This is a genomic window from Hydrogenophaga sp., assembly GCF_019264445.1.
Taxonomy (GTDB): domain Bacteria; phylum Pseudomonadota; class Gammaproteobacteria; order Burkholderiales; family Burkholderiaceae_C; genus Hydrogenophaga.
In genome coordinates this window covers 20,724-46,961 of record NZ_JAHVAB010000085.1, presented here as the reverse complement: position 1 = coordinate 46,961, position 26,238 = coordinate 20,724, and the positions used below count along the sequence as shown (strand labels likewise).

The window sequence follows — 26,238 nt, the reverse complement described above, 5'->3', positions numbered from 1 at the left end:
CCGCGACGTGATCGGCAAGGGCGGCGCCGTGATTCGCGCGCTGACCGAAGAGACCGGCACGCAGATCAACATCGACGAAGACGGCACGATCACCATCGCTTCGACCGACTCGGCGAAGGCCGACGAGGCCAAGCGCCGCATCGAGCAGATCACCGCCGAAGTGGAAGTGGGCAAGGTCTACGAAGGCCCGGTCACGAAGATCCTGGACTTTGGTGCACTGATCAACCTGCTGCCCGGCAAGGACGGCCTGCTGCACATCAGCCAGATCGCTCACGAACGCGTTGAAAAGGTCACCGACTACCTGACCGAAGGCCAGATCGTGCGCGTGAAGGTGCTCGAGACCGACGAAAAGGGTCGTGTCAAGCTGTCCATGAAGGCGCTTGCAGAACGCAACACCGGCGAGCAGCCTGCGCAGCAACCCCAGGCCTGATGGCCCACCAAGCGCTGTATGCAAGCCGTTGAAATCACCGCCTTTGGCGCCCCGGACGTTCTTCGGTTGGGCGAGCGTCCAATGCCTGTGGCAGGGGCAGCCGAGTTGTTGATTCGCGTCAGCGCGTCCGGCGTGAACCGCCCGGACGTGTTGCAGCGCACCGGCAACTATCCGGTTCCCCCGGGCGCGTCCGATATTCCTGGTCTCGAAGTGGCCGGCGTGATCGAGTCGGGTGATGCGGTTGCCATGTCAGCGGCGGGCTTGAAGGTTGGTGATCGGGTGTGTGCACTCGTGGCTGGCGGCGGTTATGCCCAGTGGTGTGTCGCGCCGGTGGGGCAGTGCCTGCCGGTGCCTGACGGACTGGATGACATCGCGGCCGCCTCGTTGCCAGAGACCTTCTTTACCGTTTGGAGCAATGTGTTCGATCGCGGGCGCCTGCAGGCCGGCGAAACGCTGCTGGTGCAGGGTGGTACCAGCGGCATTGGCGTCACGGCGATCCAGATGGCCAAGGCACTGGGTGCCCGCGTGATTGCGACAGCCGGCAGCGACGACAAGTGCGCCGCCTGTCTCAAGCTGGGCGCTGACCACGCCATCAACTACAAGACGCAAGACTTTGTGGCTGCCGTGGCAGAACTCACGGCTGGCCAGGGTGTCAACGTGGTTCTCGACATGGTGGCGGGCGACTACGTTGCGCGCGAAATCGAATGTCTTGCTGAAGACGGCAGGCTCGTCATCATCGCGGTGCAGGGCGGAGTCAAGGCGGGGTTCAATGCGGGTCTGGTGCTGCGGCGCCGACTGACCATCACAGGCTCCACGCTTCGGCCCCGACCTGTGGCATTCAAGGCAGCCATCGCCGCCTCACTGCGAGCGCGCGTCTGGCCCTTGCTGCAGAGCGGAAGCATTCAGCCTGTGGTCCATCGGGTGTTTCCCGCCAGCGAAGCAGCGCTCGCGCACACGCTGATGGAGTCCAACCAGCACATCGGCAAGCTCGTGCTCAGCTGGGCCTGAGCCGATCCGAAAGAACGACATCCATGAGAAAACTGATTGCAGGCAACTGGAAGATGAATGGCTCCCTGGCGGCCAATGCGGCGCTGGTCAAGGGCATGCTGGAAGGTCTGGCCGGGCGGGCGCCCCAATCCGACATGGCGCTGTGCGCCCCGGCGCCTTACCTCGCCCAGCTCGGGGGCTTGCTCAATGGCAGTCCGATCGCCTGGGGTGCTCAGGATGTGTCCATCCATGAGCATGGCGCCTACACCGGGGAGGTGTCGGCATCGATGCTCAAGGACTTTGCGTGCCGCTATGTGATCGTGGGGCATTCGGAGCGTCGCCAGTACCACGGTGAGTCCGACGCGCTGGTCGCTGCGAAGGCGCAACGTGCACTGAGTGCGGGTGTGACACCCATCGTCTGCGTTGGCGAAACGCTGGCCGAGCGAGAGGCTGGGCAGACCGAGTTGGTCGTCAAGCGTCAATTGGCGGCGGTCATTCATACCGTCGCGCACTGCACCAGCGAAATCGTGGTGGCTTATGAGCCCGTGTGGGCCATTGGCACGGGCAAGACGGCGTCGCCTGAACAGGCTCAGCAGGTGCATGCGGTCCTGCGCGCGCAGCTCTCCGCTGCCACGGCGCACGGAGAGCGCGTGCACATTCTGTATGGCGGCAGCATGAATGCCACCAATGCCGCGAGTCTGCTGGCGCAGCCGGATATTGACGGCGGCCTGATTGGCGGTGCGTCGCTCAAAGCGGCTGACTTCCTTCAGATCGTGGCCTCAGCCCCTTAATCCTTCCCCGCATCCGTCGTGGTGCGTTGACAACCGATACTCCGGAGATTTTCATGAACGTTCTTTTGACCCTCTTGCTCGCGGTGCAGATCCTGTCTGCCCTGGGCATGATCGGCCTCATCCTCATGCAGCACGGCAAGGGTGCCGATGCCGGCGCGGCTTTCGGCGGGGGGGCCGGATCTGCCAGCCTGTTTGGTGCGTCGGGCGGTGCCAACTTCCTTTCAAGAACCACAGCGGTGCTGGCCGCCATCTTTCTGAGCTGCACGCTGGGGCTGGCCTACTTTGGAAACCTTCGCGCTGCAGCGCCCAGCGCGGGCAGCGTGCTGGAAGGTGCAGCACCGGCACAGCCTGCGGGCGCTGCCCAGCAAATTCCTTCGGGCAGTGCGGCTGCGCCCGCGCCGGCTACCGCCGTGCCGGCGCCAGCCTCCGGAGGTGCACCGGCCGCCGGCACGGGTGCTGCGCAAATCCCTGCGAAGTGAAGCGTTGATGACCGGATCAGCGCGTCATTTCGTGGCGCCGCAGCCGGTCCTGGATTTGGTCTGAAAAACCGCGAGGCACCCCGGAAACCAGGGGTGTTTCAGGGTAAACTCTACGGGTTGTCAGCAAGGTTCGCACCATTCCTCGCGAGCCACTCAATGCAGACCCAGCCGACGTGGTGAAATTGGTAGACACGCTATCTTGAGGGGGTAGTGGCGAAAGCTGTGCGAGTTCGAGTCTCGCCGTCGGCACCAATCATTGGACAACACGGCCCCACGCCGTGTCAGCGGAATCGAACCAAGATGAGTCTTGAACAATACCTTCCTGTGCTCCTGTTCATCTTGGTCGGTATTGCCGTCGGGATCATTCCCCAGGTGCTTGGCTACATCCTGGGTCCGAACCTCCCGGACGCCGAAAAAAACTCTCCTTACGAGTGTGGCTTCGAGGCTTTCGAAGACGCGCGCATGAAGTTTGATGTGCGCTACTACCTCGTGGCCATTCTTTTCATTCTCTTTGACCTCGAGATCGCGTTTCTCATTCCATGGGCGGTGGCGTTTGCCGACATCGGAATGACGGGCTTCCTGGCGGGCGTTGTATTCCTTTCCATTCTCACGGTGGGCTTTGCCTACGAGTGGAAAAAAGGCGCGCTGGACTGGGAGTGATCTTGCGACACACAGGCGAATGCACCGGAGCATTTCATGATTGAAGGCGTATTCAAAGAAGGTTTCGTCACCACCAGCTATGACTCGGTGGTGAACTGGGCCAAGACTGGCTCGCTCTGGCCCATGACCTTCGGTCTGGCTTGTTGCGCTGTGGAGATGATGCATGCGGCTGCTGCCCGTTATGACATTGGGCGTTTCGGTTCTGAAGTCTTTCGCGCCAGTCCTCGCCAGTCCGATCTGATGATCGTGGCAGGCACCTTGTGCAACAAGATGGCGCCCGCGTTGCGCAAGGTCTACGACCAGATGGCAGAGCCGCGCTGGGTGTTGTCCATGGGCTCCTGTGCGAATGGCGGCGGCTACTACCACTACAGCTACTCCGTGGTGCGTGGTTGTGACCGCATCGTGCCTGTGGATGTGTATGTGCCCGGTTGTCCGCCGACGGCCGAGGCCTTGCTGTACGGGATCATCCAGTTGCAGCAGAAGATCCGTCGCACCCAAACCATTGCTCGGGCCTGAAGCGCCTGCGCTCGGACATCGTTGCACGTCACTGGCCCTGAAAGATTGTTCATGACCGACTCCGCCATGACGCCTCATGCCGTCGAACCCGAGGCGCTTAAAACCACGTTGGCCGCATTGCTGGGCGACAAGGCTCGCTCCATTCATGTGGTGCGTGAAGAGGTGACGCTGACCGTGTCGGCCGCTGACTATCTCGAGGTGATGCGAACCTTGCGCGATGCGCCGACGTCCCGCTTCGAGCAGCTCATTGACCTTTGTGGCATGGACTACCAGGCGTACGGTGATGGCTTGTGGGAGGGGCAGCGCTTCGCCGCCGTGGTGCACTTGCTGTCCGTCACCCACAACCACCGCGTTCGGGTGCGCGTGTTCTGCCCGGAAGATGACTTCCCGGTGCTGCCATCGGTCATCGGTTTGTGGGCGGCAGCCAACTGGTACGAGCGCGAGGCTTTCGATCTGTATGGCATCGTGTTCGAGGGGCATGACGACTTGCGGCGCATCCTCACCGATTACGGCTTCATCGGTCACCCCTTCCGCAAGGACTTCCCGCTGTCGGGTCACGTCGAGATGCGCTACGACGCCGAGCGTCAGCGCGTGATCTACGAACCGGTGACCATCGAGCCGCGCGAAATCACGCCGCGCATCATTCGCGAAGACAACTACGGCGGTCTGCACTGACATGGCTGAGATCAAGAACTACACCCTGAACTTCGGTCCGCAGCACCCTGCCGCGCACGGCGTGTTGCGCCTCGTGCTGGAGCTCGATGGCGAGGTGGTGCAACGCGCTGACCCGCACATTGGACTCTTGCACCGCGCCACCGAGAAGCTGGCCGAGCACAAGACCTACATCCAGTCGTTGCCCTACATGGATCGGCTGGATTACGTGTCGATGATGTGCAACGAGCACGCGTATTGCCTGGCCATCGAAAAATTGCTCGGTATCGACGTGCCGATTCGCGCCCAGTACATCCGTGTGATGTTCAGCGAAATCACGCGCCTGTTGAACCACCTGATGTGGTTGGGTTCGCACGGCAACGATTGCGGCAGCTCGACCATCCTGATCTATGCGTTCCGCGAGCGAGAAGACCTGTTCGACATGTACGAAGCCGTGTCGGGCGCACGCATGCACGCGGCCTATTTCCGGCCCGGCGGCGTCTATCGCGATCTGCCGGACAGCATGCCGCAGTACAAGCACAGCAAGATCCGCAATGCCCGTGCCATGGCGGAGATGAACACGAACCGCCAGGGTTCTTTGCTGGATTTCATTGACGACTTCACCCGGCGCTTCCCCACCTACCTGGCCGAGTACCACACGCTGCTGACCGACAACCGCATCTGGAAGCAGCGCACGGTCGGCATTGGCGTGGTCACGCCCGAGCGGGCACTCAACCTGGGCATGACGGGGCCCATGCTGCGTGGCTCGGGCATTGCCTGGGACCTGCGCAAGAAGCAGCCCTATGACGTCTACGGTCAGATGGATTTCGACATTCCGGTGGGCAAGACCGGCGACTGCTACGACCGTTACCTCGTCCGCATGGAGGAGATGAAGCAGTCCAACCGCATCATCGAACAATGTGTGAAGTGGTTGCGTGCCAACCCTGGCCCGGTGATCACCGACAACCACAAGGTGGCAGCCCCTGCCCGTGAGGCCATGAAGGCCAACATGGAAGAGCTGATCCACCACTTCAAGCTCTTCACCGAAGGCTTCCATGTGCCCGAGGGTGAGGCTTACGCCGCCGTTGAACACCCCAAGGGTGAATTCGGCATCTACCTTGTGAGCGATGGGGCCAACAAACCCTACCGCCTGAAGATTCGTGCGCCTGGATTCGCGCACCTTGCCACCATGGACGAAATGGCGCGTGGGCACATGCTGGCCGATGCCGTGGCCATCATCGGCACCATGGACATCGTTTTCGGAGAAATCGATCGATGAGCACCGCCACGCCTGTGTCTTTTTCAGAAGCGACCATCCAGCGCTTCGACCGTGAGGTCGTGAAGTATCCGGATGAGCAGCGGCAGTCTGCCGTCATGGCCTGTCTGGCGATCATCCAGCAGGAGCAGGGTCACGTGAGCACTGCTGCGGAGGCGGCCCTGGCGGCCTACCTGCGCATGGAGCCCATTGCCGTGCATGAGGTGACAACCTTCTACAACATGTACAACCAGCAGCCGCTGGGCAAGTTCAAGCTCAACGTGTGCACCAACCTGCCATGCCAGCTGCGCGATGGCAACAAGGCCTTGCACCACTTGGAGCAAAAGCTCGGCATCAAGATGGGTGAAACCACGGCTGACGGCCTGTTCACGCTGCAGCAGAGCGAATGCCTTGGCGCTTGCGCTGATTCCCCCGTGATGCTGGTGAACGACAGGCACATGTGCAGTTTCATGAGCAACGAGAAGCTCGACCAGCTGGTGGATGGCCTGCGCGCTTCGGAGGGACAAGCATGAACGCCGACCAGATCCTCGCGCAGTTCCGCGCCACCGGTGTGCAGACCTGCTTCCATGGCCGGCACATTGAGCCGCAAATCTATGCCGGCCTGGACGGCAGCAACTGGTCGTTGAAAGACTACGTGGCCCGCGGTGGCTACCAGGCCTTGCGCAAGGTGCTGGGCCAGGACGGTTCGGCGCCAGCGGGCGACCCGCCTGTGGTCGGGATGACGCAGGACCAGGTCATTGCCACACTGAAAGAGTCCGCCCTGCGTGGTCGGGGCGGCGCCGGGTTTCCCACCGGCCTGAAGTGGAGCTTCATGCCGCGTCAGTTCCCGGGCCAGAAGTACCTCGTGTGCAACTCCGACGAAGGTGAGCCAGGAACCTGCAAAGACCGCGACATCCTGCTTTACAACCCGCACATCGTGATCGAGGGCATGGCGATTGCGGCTTACGCCATGGGCATCAGCGTGGGCTACAACTACATCCATGGCGAAATTTTCGAAGCCTACGAGCGCTTCGAGGCCGCACTGGAAGAGGCGCGTGCTGCCGGCTATCTGGGCGACGGCATCATGGGCAGCGGCTTCAATTTCCAGTTGCACGCAGCGCATGGCTTTGGTGCCTACATCTGCGGCGAGGAAACCGCTTTGCTGGAGTCGCTGGAAGGCAAGAAAGGGCAGCCGCGTTTCAAGCCGCCGTTTCCCGCCAGTTTCGGCCTGTACGGCAAGCCGACCACCATCAACAACACCGAAACGTTCGCGGCCGTGCCCTGGATCATCCGCAATGGCGGGGCGGCCTACCTGGCCTGCGGCAAGCCGAACAACGGCGGAACCAAGATTTATTCGGTGTCGGGCGACGTGGAGATGCCTGGCAACTACGAGGTTCCGCTGGGTACCCCGTTCAGCAAGCTGCTGGAGCTCGCGGGCGGTGTGCGCAAGGGGCGTACGCTCAAGGCGGTGATCCCTGGCGGGTCATCCGCGCCCGTGCTGCCGGCGCACATCATGATGGAGTGCACGATGGATTACGACTCCATCGCCAAGGCCGGCTCCATGCTGGGTTCCGGCGCGGTCATCGTGATGGACGACTCCCGTTGCATGGTCGAATCGCTCAAGCGTCTGTCTTACTTCTACATGCACGAATCGTGCGGTCAATGCACCCCCTGCCGCGAAGGCACGGGCTGGCTGTGGCGCATGGTCGACCGCATCGACCGCGGCCAGGGAAAACCCAGCGACATGGCTTTGCTGGACAACGTGGCGGAAAACATCATGGGCCGCACCATCTGTGCGCTGGGCGATGCCGCTGCCATGCCTGTGCGCGCCATGATCAAGCACTTCCGGCACGAGTTCGAGGCCAAGATCAACGCGGCCAGCGCGGCCCAGGCCTCCTGAACAGCGGGATACGAGAAACACCATGGTTGAAATCGAACTCGACGGCAAGAAGGTGGAAGTGCCCCCGGGCAGCATGGTCATGCATGCAGCCGAGAAGGCGGGCACCTACATTCCGCACTTCTGCTACCACAAGAAGCTCTCCATCGCGGCCAATTGCCGCATGTGCCTGGTCGACGTGGAAAAGGCGCCCAAGCCCATGCCGGCATGCGCCACGCCCGTCACGCAGGGCATGATCGTGCGCACCAAGAGCGACAAGGCGATCAAGGCCCAGCAGTCGGTGATGGAGTTCCTGCTCATCAACCACCCTCTGGACTGCCCCATCTGCGATCAGGGCGGGGAGTGTCAGCTGCAAGATCTGGCTGTGGGTTACGGTGGTTCCGGTTCCCGCTACGAAGAAGAAAAGCGCGTGGTTTTCCACAAGGACGTGGGCCCGCTGATCTCCATGGAAGAGATGAGCCGTTGCATCCATTGCACACGCTGTGTGCGCTTTGGCCAGGAAGTGGCCGGCGTGATGGAGCTGGGCATGTCGCATCGCGGTGAACATGCCGAGATCGAGACCTTTGTGGGTGAAACCGTTGACTCCGAGCTGTCGGGCAACATGATCGACATCTGCCCGGTGGGTGCGCTCACGAGCAAGCCATTCCGATACAGCGCCCGCACCTGGGAGCTCTCTCGCCGCAAGAGCGTGAGCCCGCACGACTCCACCGGCGCCAACCTGATTGTTCAGGTGAAGAACCACAAGGTCATGCGCGTGGTGCCGCTGGAGAACGAAGCCGTCAACGAATGCTGGATCGCCGACCGCGACCGTTTTTCGTACGAAGCCGTCAACAGCGAAGACCGCCTCACCGCACCCATGCTCAAGCAAGGCGGCGAATGGAAGACCGTCGATTGGCAGACCGCGCTGGAGTACGTGGCCAACGGGCTCAAACAGGTCAAGGCCGAACATGGCGCCGCTGCTGTGGGCCTGCTCGCCAGCCCGCACAGCACGCTGGAAGAGTTGGCGCTCGCCGGCGCGTTGGTGCGCGGTCTGGGCAGTGAAAACATTGACACGCGCCTGCGCCAGGCTGATTTTTCGAATGTGGCGCCGGCCGGCGTCGCTCGCTGGCTGGGTTTGCCGATTGCCTCGTTGTCCACGCTCCAGCGCGTGCTGGTGATTGGCTCGAACCTGCGCAAGGACCATCCGCTGTTTGCACAGCGCATTCGTCAGGCGCAGCGCAAGGGCGCTCAGGTGAATGTGCTCAACGCCGTGGCACAGGACTGGGCCATGCCGATCAAGAACACCGTGCTGGCGGACAGCGGCAGTTGGGTCTCGGCGCTGGCAGGCATTGCCGCAGCCATCGCCACCGAAACGGGTGCCACGGCGCCTGTTGCGGCTGACGTGACCGATGCAGACCGCGCGGTCGCCAAGTCCCTGCTGGGCGGTGATCAGAAAGCGGTGCTGCTCGGCAACGCCGCTGCACACCATGCCAAGGCCTCCAGCCTGTTGGCGCTGGCCAATTGGATCGGGCAACAGACCGGTGCCACGGTGGGCTACCTGACCGAAGCGGCCAATACCGTGGGTGCGCAACTGGTCAAGGCGCTTCCGGGGCAGGGCGGTCTGAATGCTGGCCAGATGCTGGTGGGGGGCCTCAAGGCCGCCATCCTGCTCAACAACGAACCGGCACTCGACACCGCTGTCGGCGCCCAGGGCCTGGCTTCTGCGGGCATGGTTGTCACGCTCAGCCCCTTCAAGACCAATATGGACATCAGCGACGTGCTGCTGCCCATCGCGCCATTCACGGAAACGTCTGGCTCGTTTGTGAATGCGGAAGGCCGCTTGCAGGGTTTCCACGCCGTCGTGCGTCCTTTGGGCGATACCCGTCCGGCCTGGAAGGTGCTGCGTGTGCTGGGCAACCTGCTCGACTTGCCTGGCTTTGATGCCGATTCATCGCAAGCGGTGCTCGCTTCCGCATTGCCTGGCGTGGCCAACGGCAGCGTGGTGGATGCCATCCGCCTGTCGAATACGGGCAGCGCTGCCGTCGACACCGCGCCCGCGGACGTGGTGCCCTGCGTGGCGTCGATCTATCAGCTCGATGGGCTCGTGCGCCGCTCGACCGCCCTGCAGCTCACCGCAGACGCGAGGGCTGCACAAGCCGTGGAAGGAGCCACCGCATGATCGATGCGATGTACAACGGCGGCCTTGGCCTCATCGCCGCCTCCTGGTGGAGTACCGGCGCGTGGCCTGTCATCTGGAACCTGCTGAAAATCGTGGTCGTGCTGGCGCCGCTGATGGGTGCGGTGGCCTACCTGACGCTCTGGGAGCGCAAGCTGCTGGGCTGGATTCAGGTGCGCCACGGACCCAACCGCGTCGGGCCATTTGGTCTCTTGCAGCCGATCGCTGATGCGCTCAAGTTGCTGACCAAGGAACTGATCCGCCCAAGTGCTGCCAGCAACGGGCTGTTTCGTCTGGGTCCAGTCATGGCCATCATGCCGGCGCTGGCCGCCTGGGTGGCTGTTCCGTTTGGCCCGGAGGCGATCATCGCCAACGTGAACGCGGGCCTGCTCGTGATCCTGGCCATCACCTCGATCGAGGTGTACGGCGTGATCATTGCGGGCTGGGCGTCCAACTCGAAGTACGCGTTCCTCGGCGCGCTGCGCGCCTCGGCACAGATGGTGAGCTACGAGATCGCCATCGGCTTCTGCTTCCTGGTGGTGGTCATGACGGCCGGCAGCTTGCACCTCGGTGAGATCGTGGCGTCGCAATCGCGCGGCATCGGTGCCGGCATGGGTTTGAACTTCCTGTCGTGGAACTGGTTGCCGCTGCTGCCCATCTTTTTTGTCTACCTGATTTCGGGTGTGGCCGAGACCAACCGCCACCCCTTCGACGTGGTCGAAGGCGAGGCCGAAATCGTGGCCGGTCACATGGTCGAGTACTCGGGCATGGGCTTCGCCATCTTCTTCCTGGCCGAATACGCCAGCATGTGGCTGGTGTCGGTGCTGGCGGTGCTGATGTTCCTGGGCGGTTGGCTGCCCCCCATCGACAGCGCGCTGTTCAACTGGGTGCCGGGCTGGATCTGGCTGGGCATCAAGACGTTCGTTGTCGTGTCCATGTTCATCTGGATCCGCGCCACCTTCCCGCGATTCCGTTACGACCAGATCATGCGTCTGGGCTGGAAGATCTTCATTCCTGTCACCCTCATCTGGCTGCTTCTCGTCGGCGCGCTCATGCAGACGCCGTGGAACATCTGGAAATAAGCAGGACGAACGACCATGTCCACCACCACCGCCCACACCTCCACGCCGCCCGCCTTCGCAGCGCCTTTCTCCTTTCGCGACTTCTTCAACAGCTTTCTGCTGGTGGAGCTGTTCAAAGGCATGGCACTGACCGGCCGGTACGCCTTCAAGCGCAAGGTCACGGTGCAGTTTCCCGAGGAAAAGACGCCGTTGTCGCCGCGCTTTCGCGGCCTGCATGCGCTGCGCCGCTATGAAAACGGCGAAGAACGCTGCATCGCCTGCAAGCTGTGCGAAGCCGTGTGCCCTGCGATGGCGATCACCATCGAATCCGACGTCCGTGACGACGGATCGCGCCGCACGACCCGCTACGACATCGACCTGACCAAGTGCATCTTCTGCGGCTTCTGTGAAGAAAGCTGCCCGGTCGACTCGATCGTTGAAACGCACGTGTTCGAGTACCACGGCGAGAAGCGCGGCGACCTGTACTTCACCAAAGAAATGCTGCTGGCTGTGGGCGACCGTTATGAGTCCGAGATTGCCGCTGCCCGGGCCTCAGACGCCCCTTACCGCTGAGCACGACCGACCCGATTCGGCCGGAGCAGACGACACAAGAACCACGACGCCATGGACTACCAGACCGGCTTTTTTTACCTGTTCGCTGCGGTGCTGCTGTTTGCAGGCTACCGCGTGATCACGGCGCGCAACCCGGTGCACGCTGTGCTGTATCTCATGCTGGCGTTTTCGCAAGCATCTGCGCTGTGGCTTTTGCTCAAGGCCGAGTTCCTGGGCATCACGCTGGTGCTGGTGTACCTCGGCGCGGTGATGGTGCTGTTCCTCTTCGTTGTGATGATGCTGGACATCAACATGGATTCGGTGCGCCAAGGTTTCTGGAAGCACTTTCCGCTGGCCGCGCTTCTGGGCGCGTTCGTGGCAGCCGAATTGATCGCCGTATTGTGGGCTGGCTTCCCCTCCGTGTCCGGGAGCCCTGACGCGGCCGGGGTGGGCGTCAATGCCGCCAACTACTCGAACACCCGTGAACTCGGTTTGTTGCTCTACACCGAATACCTCTACCCCATTGAAGTGGCCGCCGTGATTCTTCTGGTGGCGATGATTGCCGCCATTGCCCTCACGCTGCGTCAGCGCAAGGACAGCAAGGCGATCAACCCCAGCCTGCAGGTCCATGTGCGCGCAAGCGACCGCCTCGTGGTGGTGCCGATGGGCGCCACGCAGAAGGCTGCACCTGTCGCAGTTGAATCGGTGACCGCCGAGGAGGGCAAGAAGCCATGACCGTCAGCCTGGGCCATTTCCTCGCCGTTGGTGCGATCCTGTTTGCGATCTCCGTCGTCGGGATCTTTCTCAACCGCAAGAACCTGATCGTGCTGCTCATGGCCATCGAGCTGATGCTCCTGGCGGTGAACATGAACTTCGTGGCGTTTTCGCATTACCTGGGCGACATGCACGGCCAGGTCTTCGTGTTTTTCATCCTGACCGTGGCCGCCGCTGAATCGGCGATCGGTCTGGCCATTCTCGTGCTGCTGTTCCGCAACAAGTCGTCGATCAGCGTCGAAGAACTCAACACCCTCAAGGGTTGAGGCCCGGGCCACACCTCACGAGAACTCAGGCAAGAACCCCATGAGCACCACCCTCTCTGCAAGCACCCTGCTCGCCGTCCCGCTGGCCCCCCTGGTGGGAGCGGCGCTCGCCGGCGTCCTGGGCACCACTTTCGGCGGCAACGTGATCGGCCGTCGCGCTTCCCACACCTTCACCATTCTGGGTGTGCTGGTGGCGTTCATCCTGTCCGCCATGACGCTCAAGAGCGTTGCCATGGATGGCGCGCGGTTCAACGAGACGCTCTACACCTGGATGGTGGTGGGTGGCCTGAAGATGGAGATCGGCTTCCTGGTCGATGGCCTCACCGCCATGATGATGGTGGTGGTCACCTTCGTCTCGCTCATGGTGCACCTCTACACCATCGGCTACATGGAAGAAGACGCTGGCTACAACCGCTTCTTCGCCTACATCTCGCTGTTCACCTTCTCCATGCTAATGCTGGTGATGAGCAACAACCTGCTGCAGCTGTTCTTTGGCTGGGAAGCGGTGGGCTTGGTCTCTTATCTGCTGATCGGTTTCTGGTTCAACAAACCCACAGCGATCTTCGCCAACATGAAGGCCTTCCTGGTCAACCGCGTGGGCGATTTCGGTTTCATTCTGGGCATCGGCCTGATCGTGGCCTATGCCGGCACCATGAACTACACCGAGGTGTTTGCCAAAGCGCCGGAGCTCGGCAAGCTGGGCTTTCCCGGCACCGACTGGATGTTGATCACGGTCATCTGCATTTGCCTCTTCATTGGCGCCATGGGCAAGAGTGCCCAGTTTCCGCTGCATGTGTGGCTGCCGGATTCGATGGAAGGCCCGACCCCGATCTCGGCCCTGATCCATGCCGCCACCATGGTGACGGCCGGCATTTTCATGGTGGCGCGGATGTCGCCCCTGTTCGAGCTGTCAGACACCGCGCTCAACTTCATCATGGTCATCGGCGCCATCACCGCGCTGTTCATGGGCTTCCTCGGCATCATCCAGAACGACATCAAGCGCGTGGTGGCCTATTCCACGCTGTCGCAGCTGGGGTACATGACGGTGGCGCTCGGTGCGTCGGCCTATTCGGTGGCCGTGTTCCACCTCATGACCCACGCCTTCTTCAAGGCGCTGCTGTTCCTCGCGGCGGGCTCGGTGATCATGGGCATGCACCACAACCAGGACATTCGCTGGATGGGCGCCGTGCGCAAGTACATGCCCATCACCTGGATCACTTCGCTGCTCGGCACGCTCGCGCTGATCGGCACGCCGTTGTTCTCCGGCTTCTACTCGAAGGACTCGATCATCGAGGCGGTGCATTTCAGCAACCTGCCGGCCTCGGGCTTCGCGCACTTTGCGGTGCTCGCAGGCGTGTTCGTCACCTCCTTCTATTCGTTCCGCCTGTACTTCCTGGTGTTCCATGGCAAGGAGCGCTACGACCAGAACCCGGACGCGCACCACGACCACCATGACGACCACGGCCATGGTGACGACCATGGGCACGGCGACGGCAAGCCGCACGAGTCCCCTTGGGTCGTGACGGTGCCCCTGCTGCTGCTGGCCATCCCCTCCGTGGTGATCGGCTTCATGACCATCCAGCCCATGCTGTTTGGCGACTTCCTCAAGGACGCCATCACCATCAACACGGCGGCCCATCCCGCCATGGTGAAGTTTGGTGAGATCTTCCACGGCCCGCTGGCCATGGCGGTCCACGCGCTGTCCACCGCGCCGCTTTACCTGGCACTGGCCGGTGCGGTGGCTGCCTGGTACATGTACCTGATCAATCCGGCGGTGCCTGCTGCCATCGGCCGCGCGCTGCGACCGCTGGTGGTGGTGCTCGAGAACAAGTACTACATGGACTGGTTCAACGAAAACGTGCTCGCGAAGGGCGCACGCGGCCTGGGCATCGGCCTCTGGAAAGGCGGCGACCGCGGTGTGATCGAAGGCGGTCTGGTGAACGCCAGCTGGAAACTGGTGGGTGCGGTGTCTTCGGTGGTGCGTCGTGCGCAGACCGGCTACCTCTACCACTACGCGCTCGTGATGATCGTGGGCGTGCTGCTGTTCATGACGTACTTCGTCTGGCTCGCGAAATAAGAAGAGGGATAACAAGATGGGTTTGCTGAGCCTTGCAATCTGGACGCCAATCTTCTTTGGTGTCGTGCTGCTGGCCCTGGGCCGTGATGATCAGGCGCATGTGGTGCGCTGGATCGCGCTCGTGGGCGCGGTCGCTGGTCTGGCCGTGACGGTGCCGCTGTATTCGGGCTTCGAGCTGGGCACCGCAGCAATGCAGTTCGTCGAGAAGAGCGTCTGGATCGAGAACTTCAACATTCACTACCACCTCGGTGTGGATGGCATTTCGCTCTGGCTGGTGCTGCTCACCGCCTTCATCACGGTGGTGGTGGTGGTGGCCAGCTGGGAGTCGATCACCACGCGCGTCAACCAGTACATGGGCGCGTTCCTGATCCTCTCTGGTCTCATGATCGGTGTGTTCAGCGCGCAGGACGCGATGCTGTTCTATGTGTTCTTCGAAGCCACGTTGATCCCGATGTACCTGATCATCGGTATCTGGGGTGGCCCGAACAAGATCTACGCCGCCTTCAAGTTTTTCCTCTACACGCTGCTGGGCTCGCTGCTCATGCTCGTGGCGCTGATCTATCTCTACACGCAGTCTGGCGGCAGTTTTGCCCTGGCCGACTGGTACAAGCTGCCTCTGGGTGGTACGGCCCAAACGCTGCTGTTCTTTGCGTTCTTTGCGGCATTCGCCGTGAAGGTGCCGATGTGGCCCGTGCACACCTGGCTGCCCGACGTGCACGTCGAGGCCCCTACCGGGGGTTCGGCCGTGCTGGCGGCCATCATGCTCAAGCTCGGGGCCTACGGCTTCCTGCGCTTCTCCCTGCCCATCCTGCCCGATGCCTCCCAGAAATGGGCCTGGCTGATGATCGCGCTCTCCCTCGTGGCGGTGATCTATGTCGGCCTGGTGGCGATGGTGCAACAGGACATGAAGAAGCTGGTCGCCTATTCGTCTGTGGCGCACATGGGCTTCGTCACGCTCGGCTTCTTCGTCTTCAGCGACCTCGGTGTTTCCGGTGCGATCGTCCAGATGATCGCCCACGGTTTTGTCTCGGCGGCGATGTTCCTGGGCATTGGTGTGCTGTACGACCGTGTGCACTCGCGTGAGATCGCCGACTACGGTGGTGTGGTCAACACCATGCCGAATTTCGCTGCGTTCGCACTGTTGTTCACCATGGCTAATTGCGGCTTGCCTGGTACCGCCGGGTTCGTGGGCGAGTGGATGGTGATCCTGGCTGCCGTGAAGGCGAATTTCTGGCTGGGCCTGCTGGCCGCCTCGGCGCTGATCTTCGGCGCGGCGTATTCGCTGTGGATGTACAAGCGCGTGTACCTTGGCCCGGTGGGCAACGACAACGTGAAAGCCTTGCTGGACATCAACGCACGCGAGTTCCTGGTGCTGGCGGTGCTCGCGGTGGCCGTGCTCTACATGGGCATCTACCCCAAACCCTTCACCGACGTCATGGATGCGTCCGTCGCCGAGCTGCTGCGCCACGTTGCCATCTCCAAATTGAACTGAGCCACCCGGGCACACGCTACACAAGAGAACGCTCACATGATTGACAAGCTCAGCTGGGTCGCGGCTTACCCAGAAATCCTCCTGCTGACCATGGCCTGCGTGATCGCACTGGTCGACCTCGGGGTGAAGACACCGCTGCGCGGCGCGACCTACGGCCTCACGCTGCTCACGCTGGCCGTGATTGCATTGCTGCAAGGCATGGCAGCCGCTTCGGGCAACACGGTGGTGGGCTTCGGCGGGATGATCGTCAGCGACCCCATGGGCAACTGGCTCAAGTGCTTCGCCTCCATCGCCATGATGGTCACGCTGGTCTACGGACGTGGCTATTCCGGTCAGCGCGACATGCTGCGCGGTGGCGAGTTGTTCACGCTGGGCATGTTCGCCTTGCTGGGCATGTTCGTCATGATCTCGGGCCACAACTTCCTGGTGATCTACCTGGGCCTGGAGCTGTTGACCTTGTCCAGCTACGCGCTGGTGGCCTTGCGCCGCGACGATCTGCAGGCCACCGAAGCGGCCATGAAGTACTTCGTGCTGGGCGCGCTGGCCAGTGGCTTCCTGCTGTACGGCCTGTCGATGGTGTACGGTGCCACCGGGTCCCTGGACGTGGGCGAGGTGCTCAAGGCCATCGCCGGCGGGCAGGCCACCCTCAAGGGTTCTGCGCAGGTGCTCACCCTGGGCCTGGTGTTTGTGGTCGCCGGTCTGGCCTTCAAGCTGGGTGTGGTGCCGTTCCACATGTGGGTGCCCGACGTTTATCAGGGCGCTCCCACGGCCATCACCCTGATGATTGGTGGCGCACCGAAACTGGCGGCATTTGCCATCGTCATCCGTCTGCTCGTTGAGGGTTTGCAGCCTCTGGCGGTGGACTGGCAGCAGATGCTGGCCGTACTGGCCGTCATGTCGCTGCTGGTGGGTAACCTCGCCGCCATCGCGCAGACCAGCCTGAAGCGCATGCTCGCCTTCTCGACCATCGCGCAAATGGGCTTCATGCTGCTGGGCCTGCTCGCGGGTGTGGTGCAAGGCGACACCGGCAACATGGCCAACGCCTACGGCTCGTCCATGTTCTACGTCATCACCTATGTGCTGACCACACTCGGCACCTTCGGCGTCATTCTGCTGCTCTCGCGCAGCGGCTTTGAGTCGGACAACATCAGTGATCTTGCCGGTCTGAACCAGCGCAGCCCGCTGTACGCCGGTGTCATGGCGATCTGCATGTTTTCGCTGGCCGGTGTGCCCCCGCTGGTGGGCTTCTACGCCAAGCTCTCGGTGCTGCAGGCGCTGCTCGCTTCCAGCGGTGCGTTCTACGTCGGGTTGGCCGTTTTCGCGGTGATCATGTCGCTGATCGGTGCCTTCTATTACCTGCGTCTGGTGAAGGTGATGTACTTCGACGAGCCGACCCAGACCGCCGATATCGAAGCCGGGCTGGATGCGCGCTCCGTGCTCTCCATCAACGGCGCACTGGTGCTGGTGCTGGGCATCGTGCCCGGCGGGCTGATGACCTTGTGCGCCCAGGCTGTGGCGAAACTCTTCACTTGAAGATCGGGGTCGGTGTGGCAGTGAACTTGCTGCTTTTTGCTGGCTCACACACGTCTCCATGACCCACACTTCTTCCGTCTGGCTGGTGTTGCTCGCTGCCTTCGTTGCCGCGAACCTGCCTTTCATCAACGAGCGCTGGCTGGCCGTCTGGCCGCGTCAGGCGCCCAAGACACTCTGGATGCGGTTGCTCGAGCTGCTGGTGCTGTACGCGCTGGTAGGTGCCCTGGGCATTGCGCTGGAACAGTACGCCGGGCAGATCTCACCCCAGGGGTGGGAGTTCTACGCCACCACGGCGTCGTTGTTCGCCACCCTGGCGTTCCCGGGTTTCGTTTACCGATACCTCTACCGCCATCGCGGGTGACCGCGCTGTCATGACCGACGACAGCCACCTCAAGGAAACGCGGCTGGCGCGCACCGAGCTGCTGCGCGGCCATTTCCTGCACGTGGTGCGCGACACCGTGCGCCTGCCCAACGGTGCCGAGGCCACACGCGAATTTGTCCTCCACCCCGGCGCGGTCATGGTGATCGGCCTGCTCGACGACGGCAAGGTCGTGCTGGAGCGGCAGTTCCGTCACCCCATGCAGGCGGTGATGATCGAATTTCCTGCGGGCAAGCTGGATGCAGGCGAAGGCAGCCTGGCCTGCGCGCAGCGCGAGCTCTTTGAAGAAACCGGGTACAGCGCCCGCGAGTGGGCGTTTGCCGGCCGGCTGGCGCCCACCATTGCGTATTCCGACGAGGTCATCGACATCTGGTTTGCGCGTGGTCTGGCGCTGGGCGAGCGGCGGCTTGACGATGGCGAGTTTCTCGATGTCTTCACCGCAACGCCCGAGGAGCTGCAGGCGTGGTGCTTCAGTGGCGACGTGATCGACTGCAAGACGCTCATCGGTGCCATGTGGTTGCAAAACGTGCTGCGTGGCGACTGGCCGCTGGCCTGGCGGTCAGCCGATGCGGGAGAATGCGTGGCATGAAGGTGCTCAACCTGCAATGCGCCCACCAGCACGAGTTTGAAGGCTGGTTCGGTTCTGAGGACGACTACACGAGCCAGCTGGAGCGTGGTCTTCTGTCGTGCCCGATGTGTGGTGACGTGCACATTGCGAAGAAGCTCTCGGCCCCCCGACTCAACCTGCGCGCGGGACGGCAAGAACCGCAAGCCGTTGCGCCTGCTGCACCGGCGGGTGCCGTGCCCATGAGCAACCACACGGGCAACGCCGAGCTCGCCGCCCTGCAGGCCCGCATGCTCAACGCCTTGCGTGAAGTGATGGCGAACACCGAAGACGTGGGTGACCGCTTTGCAGACGAGGCCCGCGCCATGCACCACGGGGAGGTGGAGCACCGCCAGATCCGCGGGCAGGCCAGCCCGCAGGAAGCGCTGGAGCTGATGGAGGAGGGCATCGAGGTGATTGCCCTTCCCATGGTGCCTGCCGTCAAGGAAACGCTGCAGTAGGGCGCGCCCCACTGCAAGGCTTCACGGGTACAGGCCGCGCAGATCGCGAGCGTGCAGGATGCGCTTGCAAGCCACAATGAAGGTGGCCGTGCGCAGGCTCACCTTGTTCTCGTCGGCCACCTGCCACACGGCGGCAAACGCGTCTTTCATGATCTTCACGAGGCGCGCGTTGATTTCGTCTTCGCTCCAGAAGAAGCTGGAGAAGTCCTGCACCCATTCGAAGTAGCTCACCGTCACGCCGCCGGCGTTGGCGATCACGTCGGGCAGCACCAGCACGTTGCGCTCATGCAGGATGTCGTCGGCCTGCGGTGTGGTGGGGCCGTTGGCGCCTTCGATCACCATGCGTGCCTGAATCCGACCCGCGTTCTTTTCGTTGATCTGGCCTTCGAGCGCAGCGGGAATGAGGATGTCGCAAGGCACGTCCCAGAAGGCGTCGTTGGCGATCACCTCGGCGCCGGCGAAGCCCGCCACCGAGCCCACCTGTGCGACGTGTGCCAGCAGCGCCGGCACGTCCAGCCCGGCTTCGCGGTAGATGGTGCCGCCGTGGTCCTGCACCGCGACGACCTTCGCGCCGGCTTCGGAAAACAACTTGCCGGCCACGCCACCCACATTGCCGAAGCCCTGCACCGCCACGCGGGCGGTGGACACGTCGAGCCCGATGCGGCGCGCGGCTTCCACGCCCACCGTGAACACGCCACGGCCCGTGGCTTCGCGGCGTCCGAGTGAGCCGCCGAGGTCCACCGGCTTGCCGGTGACGACGCCGGTGGCGGTGGAGCCCTCGTTCATCGAGTAGGTGTCCATCATCCAGGCCATGATCTGCTCGTTCGTGTTCACGTCCGGCGCAGGGATGTCCTTGGTGGGGCCAATGATGATGCCGATCTCGCTGGTGTAGCGGCGTGTCACGCGTTCGAGTTCACCGCGTGTGAGCTGGCGCGGGTCGACGCGGATGCCGCCCTTGGCGCCGCCGTAGGGCACGTTCACCGCCGCGTTCTTGATCGACATCCAGGCCGAGAGCGCCATCACTTCGGAGAGCGTCACATCCTGGTGGAAACGCACGCCACCCTTGCCGGGGCCGCGCGAAGTGTTGTGCTGCACGCGGTAGCCCTCGAAGTGGGCGACGGTGCCGTTGTCCAGGTGGATCGGCACGTCCACGATGAGCGTGCGCTTGGGGCGCTTGAGGGTGTCGACCCAGCGCGCAAGCGAGCCGAGGTAAGGCGTGACGCGGTCCACCTGCTGCAGGTAGATGCCCCAGGGCCCGAGGTGCTGGGGGTCGAGGTACGAGGGCAGGGCTTGCGTGAAAACGGCCGGGGCGCTGGAGGCGCTGCCGGCCGGAAGAGGCGGTGTGTGTGACATGGAAGATTCCTTGGGGTGTGTGACCCATGCACTGAGTCGACACCGCAAAGCTTACGGAGCGCGTGCGCCGATGTCCAAGGCCGCAATGCCATTGCGGCATGCATTTAATGCATACGCGGCCTTTTGGCTTACGCGTTGAACTGCAGCGCAGCGAGCCCGGCGTACACCCCGCCCTGGGCCACGAGCTGGGTGTGTGTTCCTTGTTCGACCAGTCGGCCGTGGTCCAGCACCACGATCAGGTCGGCTTGCTGCACGGTGGCCAGGCGGTGCGCAATCACGAGCGTGGTGCGGTCTTTCATGGCCGATTCGAGGGCGGCCTGCACCATGCGTTCGCTTTGTGCGTCCAGCGCGCTGGTGGCTTCGTCCAGCAGCAGCAGCGGCGGGTTTTTGAGCATGGCACGCGCGATGGCGATGCGCTGGCGCTGGCCACCAGAAAGCCGCACCCCGCGCTCCCCCAGAAAGGTGTTGTAGCCCTCGGGCAGCTGGTCGATGAACTCGTCGGCAAAGGCCGCGGCCGCCGCGGCGCGCACCTCTGCGTCGCTCGCACCGGGCTTGCCGTAGCGAATGTTTTCCAGCGCGCTGCTGGAGAAGATCACCGGGTCCTGCGGCACGATGCCGATGCGGTTGCGCAGCTCGTGCAGGCTGAGCTGGTCGATGGGCACGCCATCCAGCCGGATGCGACCGAGCGCCGGGTCGTAGTAGCGCAACAGCAGGCCAAACACGGTGGTCTTGCCCGCGCCACTGGGGCCGACCAGCGCAACGGTCTGCCCCGGTTGCACCGCCAGCGCGAAGCCGCTGAGCGCCGGCTGCGTGGGACGCGAAGGGTAGTGGAAGGTCACGTCGTCAAACGCCAGCGCACTGCCACCCCGCGGTGTGGGCGCCTGCAGCGGTTGGGCGGGCGACTGCACCGGCGACTCGCTGGCGAGCAGCTCCATCAGCCGCTCGCTCGCACCCGCTGCGCGCAGCAGGTCGCCGTACACCTCGCCGAGCACGGCCACGGCACCGGCCAGGATGATGATGTAGACCACGGTCTGGCCCAGGTGCCCGGGCGTGATGGTGCCGGCCAGCACCGCCTGGGTGCCCTGGTACAGGCCCCAGAGCAGCAGGGCCGCGGTGCTGATGATGATGAACGCCACGAGGCCGGCGCGCGCCCGGGTGCGGCGGATGGCGGTGGCGAAGGCATCTTCCGTGGAGTCGCGAAAGCGCGCGGCTTCGCGGTTTTCCGCCGTGTAGCTCTGCACGATCGGGATGGCGTTGAGCACCTCGGCGGCGATGGCGCTGGAGTCGGCCACGCGGTCCTGGCTGGCGCGCGAGAGCTTGCGCACGCGCCGGCCAAACCACATGCTGGGCAGCACCACCAGCAGAATGATCAGCAGCACCTGCAGCATCACGTAGGGGTTGGTCCACACCAGCATGATCAGCGCGCCGATGCCCATGACCGCGTTGCGAAGCCCCATCGACAGCGACGACCCCACCACGGTCTGCACCAGCGTGGTGTCTGTGGTCAGGCGCGAGAGCACTTCGCCGGTCTGCGTGGTTTCAAAGAACTGCGGGCTCTGGCGCAGCACATGGCTGTAAACGGCGTTGCGCAGGTCGGCGGTGATGCGCTCGCCCAGCCAGCTCACCAGGTAAAAGCGCGCGGCAGAGAAAAGGCCCAGCGCCACCGCCACGCCGAAGAGCTCGATGAAGTGGCCCCGCAAGCCCATGGCCTGCGCGCTGCGGTCGCCGGCCACCAGCCCGCCATCGATCAGCCCGCGCAGCGCCACGGGAAACAGCAGCGTGGCCACCGCCGCGAGCACCAGGAACAGCATGGCCAGGCCGATCTGTGTGCGGTAGGGGCGCATGAAGGGGCGCAGGCCACCGAGAGAGGTGGGCGATTCGGCTTTGGGGCGTTCGGTGGCGGAGGGTGCGGGCATGGGGAGAGTGTGACGGTTTTTGGTGGGGCTACAGCACCAGGCGCTGCGCGTAGCCGGTCATCTCGAGGTAGCCACGACCCACCGCCTTGCCATTGCTGTCGAACAGGTCGGACAGGCCTTCCCAGTACACCGTGCCGGTGCTGGCGCGGCTGTCGAGTTCCTGCGGGTCGATGACGGCCTTGACGGTGTAGAAGTCGCCGGGCGTGCGCACCACCCACTCGACCGGGTAGCGTGCGCGGGTGAGCGGGCTGGTCCACCAGCGTTGGGGTTTGAAGTCGACCTCGCCCGGGCTGAAGCGGTAAATGTCGGTGGCGCTTTGCGCGCTGGCGGCCGCGCGGAACGAGCCCCCCGCCCACAGCTTGCTGCCGTCCTGGCGCCGCAACTGGAACGCCGTGAGGCTGTGGCCGTCTTGCAGGTTCATGCCGATCCAGTCCCAGCCCACGGCCTCGGGGTGCAGCAGGGCCTCGCTCCATTCGTGGTCGAGCCACGTGGTGCCGCGCACCTCGAAGCGCTGGCCGCGCAGCGCCAAAGTGCCTTGCACGGCCAGGTGCGGCTGGCTCACATAGAAGCTGGCCTGCGCCGGGTCCGGTCCCTTGCGCGAGAAGCCCTGATCGCCCTGCAGCAGCCAGGCCTGTTGGGGCACGGCGGAGAGGTCGATCCCGAGTTCGTCGCCGGTCACGCGCGTGGTGTAGCGGCCGTCGGGCGTGCGCTGCAATGACCAGTCGCGCAGCACCACATGGGTGTCTTCGGCGCTGGCGAACACGCTGCGCGCCGTCTGTGCAGGTGGCTCGCCGTTCCAGCGGGCGATGCGCTGGTCGTGCAGCAGCCGGCCGCCTTGCACGTCGGTGATGGCGGCGTGCGCAAACAGCAGTTGCCGCGCGGTCAGCGCGCTGCGCAGGCCCTGCGTGCCGTCGACACGGCTGCGGAAGAAAGTGACCTGAAAGCCAAAGTCGCGCCCCGCCGCATCCTTCGCGTGACCGGTGAGGTACCACCACTCGGTGCGGGTTTCGTTGTGCGTGCCGTGGTCGCGCGGGAAGCTCAGCGCGCGGGGTTGGAGTGCGTCGCCCGGGCGGTGCGGCGTCTGCGCGTGAGTGCGCGGCAGGGCCAGCGCCGCGGCTGAGGCGATGAGAAGGCGGCGGCGGTTGGTGAGGGCTTCGACAGGCTCAGCCCGAACGGCGGGAAGGAGGCGCACCGTTTGGCCAGCGTGCGTCGAAGGGATCGCTGGCGTGGGGATCTGACAATTTTTCACCAATCCTCCTTCACGGCGCGCACCGCGTCGCGGCTGGCCGCGGCCTGGCCAGCCAGCCAGGCGGTGAGCGTGCCGGCCAGCACCACGGCGCCGCACAAGGCCAGCAGGCGCGCCCAGGGCAGCACAAGCTCCATGGTCCAGTGAAAGCTCTGCGGGTTCACCACGTGCACCAGCACCAGGCTCACCGCCAGGCCGAGCGCCAGACCTGCCAGCGCACCGAGCACGGTCCAGGCCAGGCCTTCCAGCGCGACCACGCCCAGGATCTGCTGGCGTGTGAGGCCCAGGTGCGCCAGCAGCCCGAACTCGCGCCGCCGCGCCAGCACCTGCGCGCTGAAGCTGGCCGCCACGCCAAAGAGGCCAATGCCGATGGCCACCGCCTGCAACCACACGGTCACGGCGAAGCTGCGGTCAAAGATGCGCAGCGAGGTGGCGCGTATCTGGCCCACCGAGGCGAATTCGATCTGCCCCGCCACACCCTGCGACTCGGCCAGCGCGCGGATGCGCTCGCGCACCTCGCTTTCATCGGCGCCATCGGCCAGGTGCACGGACAGGTCGTTCACACGCACATCGCCCGTAAGGCGCACGAAGTCGGCGCGGTCCATCACCACGCTGCCGTGCTGGCGCGCGTAGTCCCGCCACACGCCAGCCACAAAGAAGCGCACGCCGCGCACCTGCGGCTCGGCAAACGCCTGCGCCAGCGCAGGCAGCCAGCCGCCGGGCTGCGCGCCGTACAAGTCCACCATCGCCTCACTCACATACACCGACACCACCCGCTCGCCCTCGGGCGCAGCCGGGGCGGGCAGCGGGTTGCCCACCAGCGGCACGCCGAGCGCTCCCCCGGGCTTGAGGTCGAGCGGGCGCGTGAGCAGGGTGATGGCGGGGCGCTCGGGGGCGAGCTGCACGGGCGTGGCACGCAGCGAATCCACGCGGTCCACACCCTGCACGCGGGCCACGCCGGCCACCAGCGCTTCAGGCAGGTGGCTGTTGTCGCCACCGCCGCCCACGCTGCGCACGTAGAGCTGGGCGGGCAGCACCGCGTCGAGCCACTGCGTCACCGAGTCGCGAAAGCTCGCCACCATGACCGTGAGCGCCACCGAGAGCGCCAGGCTGGCGACCACACCGCTGGTGGCCACCGCCGCCGTTTCCCGCAGGCGCCGGGCACGCTCCACCGCGAGCACCGGCAAGGTGTGGCGCGCGATGTGCGGTGCGATGCGGTCGAGCAGCCAGCCCACCCCCAGCGGCAGCGCGGCAATACCGCCCACCAGCAGCAACCCTACCGACACATAGGCCGCCAGCGGAATGCCCGCCACCGGCGGCGCGAACGCCATGGCCCCAGCCAGCAGCACCAGGCCCCGCGCCAGCGTGTGGCGGCGCGCGCCGGTGGGGGCCGGCGTGCCCAGGCCCTTGAGCGCGAGCGCCGGGGCCATGCGCGCGGTGGCGCGTGCCGGCCACCAGCCCCCCACTAGGGAGGCGGCCACCCCGAGCAGCAGGTAGATCAGCGCCGCCAGCGGGCTCCACAGCAGCGCCGGCGTGGTGCCTGAGAAGTAGCCGCCCCCCAGGTCACCGCCGAGCAGACGCAAGGCGAGGGCGGCCAGTGCCGTGCCCAGGGCCACCCCGAGCACGCTGCCCAGCAGGCCCAGCAACGCCGACTCCGCCAGCACCAGGCGCAGCCGCTCGCCGCTGGACAGGCCCAGCACCCCCAGCAACGCAAACTGCGGCTGGCGCCGGGCCACCGAGAGCGAGAGCACCGAGAACACCAGGAACGCGCCGGTGAACAGCGCCACCAGCGCCAGCACCGTGAGGTTGACCCGGTACGCACGAGAGAGGTTGCTCACCCGCTCGCCCGATTGCTCGGGCCGCTGCGCGATCACGTTGGCGGGCAGCGCCAGCGCCGCCAGCACGTCGGGCGCGCGCACGCCCGGGCTCAGGCGCAGGTCGATGCGGCTGAGCTGGCCCACGCGGTTCGTGAGGTCTTGCAGGGCGGCCACGTCCATCACCATCAAGGGCGCGCCCGGTGCGTTCACACGGCCGGCCACCCGCAGCGTGGCGCCGCCTTGCAGGCGCACCTGCGCCTGGCCCGCAAACGCCTGCTGCGCCGCCGCGTTCAGAAACACCGCGTCGGGGGCGAAGAGGTCGAAGCGGCGCGCGTCGGGTTCGCCACGGCGCTCGTCGGTCACCGGCATCAGCGCGGGCGAGAGGCCGGCCACCACCAGCGCGTCCACGCCCAGCAGCTTCACGCCCAGCGGCGTGCCGTCTGGCGCCATGGCCTGCACGGGCACTTCCAGCACGGGGCTGGCCAGCGCCACACCGGGGTGCGCGGCCACGCGCGCGAGCAAGGCATCGTCCAGCGCGCCCTGGCGGGCACGCAGCTCCACGTCGGGCTGGCCATTGACCGAGCTCACCGCGCTGGAGAACTCGGCCAGCGCCGACGCATTGATGAGGTGCACCGCAAACGCCAGCGCCACACCCAGCATCACCGCGACCACCGCCGAGGCGTTGCGCCACGGGTGGTGGCGCAACTCTTGCGTGGAGAAGGTGGAGAGCAGCGCGCGCATGGGCTGGGAGCTTAAGCCCATCGCCCTGCGTGGGCTGGCGCACCGACGAGAGCCCCTCGCCCTGCGTAAGATGACCCAACGGTTTTCCGGCGTTCACCGACCACACAGCGCGCAAGCGCTGCCCACCGCCGCAAGGCGGGTTCAC

At 64.6% G+C, this 26,238-nt stretch carries 25 protein-coding genes and 1 tRNA gene; 22 read left to right on the top strand and 4 right to left on the bottom strand.

Annotated elements, in window-relative coordinates; translation table 11 throughout:
- The 22 genes from KXJ60_RS20580 to KXJ60_RS20475 all read left to right on the top strand — a co-directional run.
- The coding region (locus tag KXJ60_RS20580) for a S1 RNA-binding domain-containing protein (protein WP_291132029.1) at positions 1-430 on the top strand (430 nt) is incomplete at its 5' end.
- Between the two features lie 18 nt (positions 431-448).
- The gene (locus tag KXJ60_RS20575; protein WP_291132028.1) at positions 449-1,438 is read left to right on the top strand and encodes an NAD(P)H-quinone oxidoreductase; all 990 of its coding nucleotides are present in this window, start codon (positions 449-451) and stop codon (positions 1,436-1,438) included.
- A 23-nt stretch (positions 1,439-1,461) separates the two neighbouring features.
- Positions 1,462-2,208, top strand: a complete 747-nt coding sequence (tpiA, locus tag KXJ60_RS20570; RefSeq protein ID WP_291132027.1) for a triose-phosphate isomerase — start codon at positions 1,462-1,464, stop codon at positions 2,206-2,208.
- 53 nt (positions 2,209-2,261) lie between these two features.
- Entirely contained in the window at positions 2,262-2,687 is a 426-nt protein-coding gene (gene secG, locus KXJ60_RS20565; protein WP_291132026.1) for a preprotein translocase subunit SecG, read from the top strand.
- Between the two features lie 167 nt (positions 2,688-2,854).
- Positions 2,855-2,939 (top strand) — tRNA-Leu (locus KXJ60_RS20560).
- A gap of 48 nt (positions 2,940-2,987) precedes the next feature.
- The gene (locus KXJ60_RS20555) at positions 2,988-3,347 is read left to right on the top strand and encodes an NADH-quinone oxidoreductase subunit A (protein ID WP_291132025.1); all 360 of its coding nucleotides are present in this window, start codon (positions 2,988-2,990) and stop codon (positions 3,345-3,347) included.
- Between the two features lie 36 nt (positions 3,348-3,383).
- Positions 3,384-3,863 (top strand): NADH-quinone oxidoreductase subunit B, encoded by a 480-nt coding sequence (locus tag KXJ60_RS20550; RefSeq protein ID WP_056273769.1) that lies wholly within the window; start codon positions 3,384-3,386, stop codon positions 3,861-3,863.
- 66 nt (positions 3,864-3,929) lie between these two features.
- Entirely contained in the window at positions 3,930-4,538 is a 609-nt protein-coding gene (locus tag KXJ60_RS20545) for an NADH-quinone oxidoreductase subunit C (RefSeq protein WP_291132031.1), read from the top strand.
- Between the two features lies 1 nt (position 4,539).
- The gene (locus KXJ60_RS20540; protein ID WP_291132024.1) at positions 4,540-5,793 is read left to right on the top strand and encodes an NADH-quinone oxidoreductase subunit D; all 1,254 of its coding nucleotides are present in this window, start codon (positions 4,540-4,542) and stop codon (positions 5,791-5,793) included.
- On the top strand, positions 5,790-6,302 hold the full coding sequence (nuoE, locus tag KXJ60_RS20535; protein WP_291132023.1) for an NADH-quinone oxidoreductase subunit NuoE: 513 nt from the start codon (positions 5,790-5,792) through the stop codon (positions 6,300-6,302). Before KXJ60_RS20540 ends, nuoE begins: the two co-directional genes overlap by 4 nt.
- Positions 6,299-7,669: an NADH-quinone oxidoreductase subunit NuoF gene (gene nuoF, locus KXJ60_RS20530; protein WP_291132022.1), complete on the top strand. Its 1,371-nt coding sequence runs from the start codon at positions 6,299-6,301 to the stop codon at positions 7,667-7,669. The genes nuoE and nuoF overlap by 4 nt, the downstream gene beginning before the upstream one ends.
- 22 nt (positions 7,670-7,691) lie before the next feature.
- The gene (gene nuoG / locus KXJ60_RS20525) at positions 7,692-9,824 is read left to right on the top strand and encodes an NADH-quinone oxidoreductase subunit NuoG (protein ID WP_291132021.1); all 2,133 of its coding nucleotides are present in this window, start codon (positions 7,692-7,694) and stop codon (positions 9,822-9,824) included.
- Positions 9,821-10,903, top strand: a complete 1,083-nt coding sequence (nuoH, locus tag KXJ60_RS20520) for an NADH-quinone oxidoreductase subunit NuoH (RefSeq protein WP_291132019.1) — start codon at positions 9,821-9,823, stop codon at positions 10,901-10,903. Before nuoG ends, nuoH begins: the two co-directional genes overlap by 4 nt.
- 15 nt (positions 10,904-10,918) lie before the next feature.
- Positions 10,919-11,455, top strand: a complete 537-nt coding sequence (gene nuoI / locus KXJ60_RS20515) for an NADH-quinone oxidoreductase subunit NuoI (RefSeq protein WP_291132017.1) — start codon at positions 10,919-10,921, stop codon at positions 11,453-11,455.
- Between the two features lie 51 nt (positions 11,456-11,506).
- Complete coding sequence (locus tag KXJ60_RS20510; protein WP_291132016.1) at positions 11,507-12,169, top strand: NADH-quinone oxidoreductase subunit J; 663 nt, start codon at positions 11,507-11,509, stop codon at positions 12,167-12,169.
- Positions 12,166-12,474: an NADH-quinone oxidoreductase subunit NuoK gene (gene nuoK / locus KXJ60_RS20505; protein WP_291132014.1), complete on the top strand. Its 309-nt coding sequence runs from the start codon at positions 12,166-12,168 to the stop codon at positions 12,472-12,474. The genes KXJ60_RS20510 and nuoK overlap by 4 nt, the downstream gene beginning before the upstream one ends.
- Before the next feature lie 40 nt (positions 12,475-12,514).
- On the top strand, positions 12,515-14,551 hold the full coding sequence (gene nuoL / locus KXJ60_RS20500) for an NADH-quinone oxidoreductase subunit L (protein ID WP_291132013.1): 2,037 nt from the start codon (positions 12,515-12,517) through the stop codon (positions 14,549-14,551).
- A 16-nt stretch (positions 14,552-14,567) separates the two neighbouring features.
- The gene (locus tag KXJ60_RS20495) at positions 14,568-16,043 is read left to right on the top strand and encodes an NADH-quinone oxidoreductase subunit M (RefSeq protein WP_291132011.1); all 1,476 of its coding nucleotides are present in this window, start codon (positions 14,568-14,570) and stop codon (positions 16,041-16,043) included.
- A gap of 36 nt (positions 16,044-16,079) precedes the next feature.
- Positions 16,080-17,576, top strand: a complete 1,497-nt coding sequence (gene nuoN / locus KXJ60_RS20490) for an NADH-quinone oxidoreductase subunit NuoN (RefSeq protein ID WP_291132009.1) — start codon at positions 16,080-16,082, stop codon at positions 17,574-17,576.
- Positions 17,577-17,634: 58 nt separating this feature from the next.
- Positions 17,635-17,937, top strand: a complete 303-nt coding sequence (locus KXJ60_RS20485) for a DUF2818 family protein (protein ID WP_291132007.1) — start codon at positions 17,635-17,637, stop codon at positions 17,935-17,937.
- 10 nt (positions 17,938-17,947) lie between these two features.
- The gene (locus tag KXJ60_RS20480; RefSeq protein WP_291132006.1) at positions 17,948-18,544 is read left to right on the top strand and encodes an NUDIX hydrolase; all 597 of its coding nucleotides are present in this window, start codon (positions 17,948-17,950) and stop codon (positions 18,542-18,544) included.
- The gene (locus tag KXJ60_RS20475; protein WP_291132004.1) at positions 18,541-19,020 is read left to right on the top strand and encodes a DUF1178 family protein; all 480 of its coding nucleotides are present in this window, start codon (positions 18,541-18,543) and stop codon (positions 19,018-19,020) included. The genes KXJ60_RS20480 and KXJ60_RS20475 overlap by 4 nt, the downstream gene beginning before the upstream one ends.
- A gap of 21 nt (positions 19,021-19,041) precedes the next feature.
- Here the strand turns inward: KXJ60_RS20475 and KXJ60_RS20470 are convergent, their stop codons facing one another.
- The 4 genes from KXJ60_RS20470 to KXJ60_RS20455 form a co-directional block, all read right to left on the bottom strand.
- Positions 19,042-20,373 (bottom strand): Glu/Leu/Phe/Val dehydrogenase, encoded by a 1,332-nt coding sequence (locus KXJ60_RS20470; RefSeq protein ID WP_291132002.1) that lies wholly within the window; start codon positions 20,371-20,373, stop codon positions 19,042-19,044.
- A gap of 128 nt (positions 20,374-20,501) precedes the next feature.
- Positions 20,502-22,289: an ABC transporter transmembrane domain-containing protein gene (locus KXJ60_RS20465; RefSeq protein WP_291132000.1), complete on the bottom strand. Its 1,788-nt coding sequence runs from the start codon at positions 22,287-22,289 to the stop codon at positions 20,502-20,504.
- Between the two features lie 28 nt (positions 22,290-22,317).
- The gene (locus KXJ60_RS20460) at positions 22,318-23,397 is read right to left on the bottom strand and encodes a carotenoid 1,2-hydratase (RefSeq protein ID WP_291132030.1); all 1,080 of its coding nucleotides are present in this window, start codon (positions 23,395-23,397) and stop codon (positions 22,318-22,320) included.
- A gap of 137 nt (positions 23,398-23,534) precedes the next feature.
- Positions 23,535-26,093: an ABC transporter permease gene (locus KXJ60_RS20455; protein ID WP_291131998.1), complete on the bottom strand. Its 2,559-nt coding sequence runs from the start codon at positions 26,091-26,093 to the stop codon at positions 23,535-23,537.
- Positions 26,094-26,238: the final 145 nt, after the last annotated feature.

Coding starts and splice junctions, on each gene's coding strand:
- nuoE (WP_291132023.1), top strand. CDS start 5,790: ATGAGCACCGCCACGCCTGTGTCTTTTTCAGAAGCGACCATCCAGCGC.
- nuoI (WP_291132017.1), top strand. CDS start 10,919: ATGTCCACCACCACCGCCCACACCTCCACGCCGCCCGCCTTCGCAGCG.
- nuoG (WP_291132021.1), top strand. CDS start 7,692: ATGGTTGAAATCGAACTCGACGGCAAGAAGGTGGAAGTGCCCCCGGGC.
- KXJ60_RS20545 (WP_291132031.1), top strand. CDS start 3,930: ATGACGCCTCATGCCGTCGAACCCGAGGCGCTTAAAACCACGTTGGCC.
- KXJ60_RS20540 (WP_291132024.1), top strand. CDS start 4,540: ATGGCTGAGATCAAGAACTACACCCTGAACTTCGGTCCGCAGCACCCT.
- KXJ60_RS20455 (WP_291131998.1), bottom strand. CDS start 26,093: ATGCGCGCGCTGCTCTCCACCTTCTCCACGCAAGAGTTGCGCCACCAC.
- KXJ60_RS20575 (WP_291132028.1), top strand. CDS start 449: ATGCAAGCCGTTGAAATCACCGCCTTTGGCGCCCCGGACGTTCTTCGG.
- KXJ60_RS20475 (WP_291132004.1), top strand. CDS start 18,541: ATGAAGGTGCTCAACCTGCAATGCGCCCACCAGCACGAGTTTGAAGGC.
- nuoK (WP_291132014.1), top strand. CDS start 12,166: ATGACCGTCAGCCTGGGCCATTTCCTCGCCGTTGGTGCGATCCTGTTT.
- KXJ60_RS20485 (WP_291132007.1), top strand. CDS start 17,635: ATGACCCACACTTCTTCCGTCTGGCTGGTGTTGCTCGCTGCCTTCGTT.
- KXJ60_RS20555 (WP_291132025.1), top strand. CDS start 2,988: ATGAGTCTTGAACAATACCTTCCTGTGCTCCTGTTCATCTTGGTCGGT.
- KXJ60_RS20550 (WP_056273769.1), top strand. CDS start 3,384: ATGATTGAAGGCGTATTCAAAGAAGGTTTCGTCACCACCAGCTATGAC.
- nuoF (WP_291132022.1), top strand. CDS start 6,299: ATGAACGCCGACCAGATCCTCGCGCAGTTCCGCGCCACCGGTGTGCAG.
- KXJ60_RS20510 (WP_291132016.1), top strand. CDS start 11,507: ATGGACTACCAGACCGGCTTTTTTTACCTGTTCGCTGCGGTGCTGCTG.
- nuoN (WP_291132009.1), top strand. CDS start 16,080: ATGATTGACAAGCTCAGCTGGGTCGCGGCTTACCCAGAAATCCTCCTG.
- KXJ60_RS20465 (WP_291132000.1), bottom strand. CDS start 22,289: ATGCCCGCACCCTCCGCCACCGAACGCCCCAAAGCCGAATCGCCCACC.
- KXJ60_RS20495 (WP_291132011.1), top strand. CDS start 14,568: ATGGGTTTGCTGAGCCTTGCAATCTGGACGCCAATCTTCTTTGGTGTC.
- nuoH (WP_291132019.1), top strand. CDS start 9,821: ATGATCGATGCGATGTACAACGGCGGCCTTGGCCTCATCGCCGCCTCC.
- nuoL (WP_291132013.1), top strand. CDS start 12,515: ATGAGCACCACCCTCTCTGCAAGCACCCTGCTCGCCGTCCCGCTGGCC.
- secG (WP_291132026.1), top strand. CDS start 2,262: ATGAACGTTCTTTTGACCCTCTTGCTCGCGGTGCAGATCCTGTCTGCC.
- tpiA (WP_291132027.1), top strand. CDS start 1,462: ATGAGAAAACTGATTGCAGGCAACTGGAAGATGAATGGCTCCCTGGCG.
- KXJ60_RS20470 (WP_291132002.1), bottom strand. CDS start 20,373: ATGTCACACACACCGCCTCTTCCGGCCGGCAGCGCCTCCAGCGCCCCG.
- KXJ60_RS20480 (WP_291132006.1), top strand. CDS start 17,948: ATGACCGACGACAGCCACCTCAAGGAAACGCGGCTGGCGCGCACCGAG.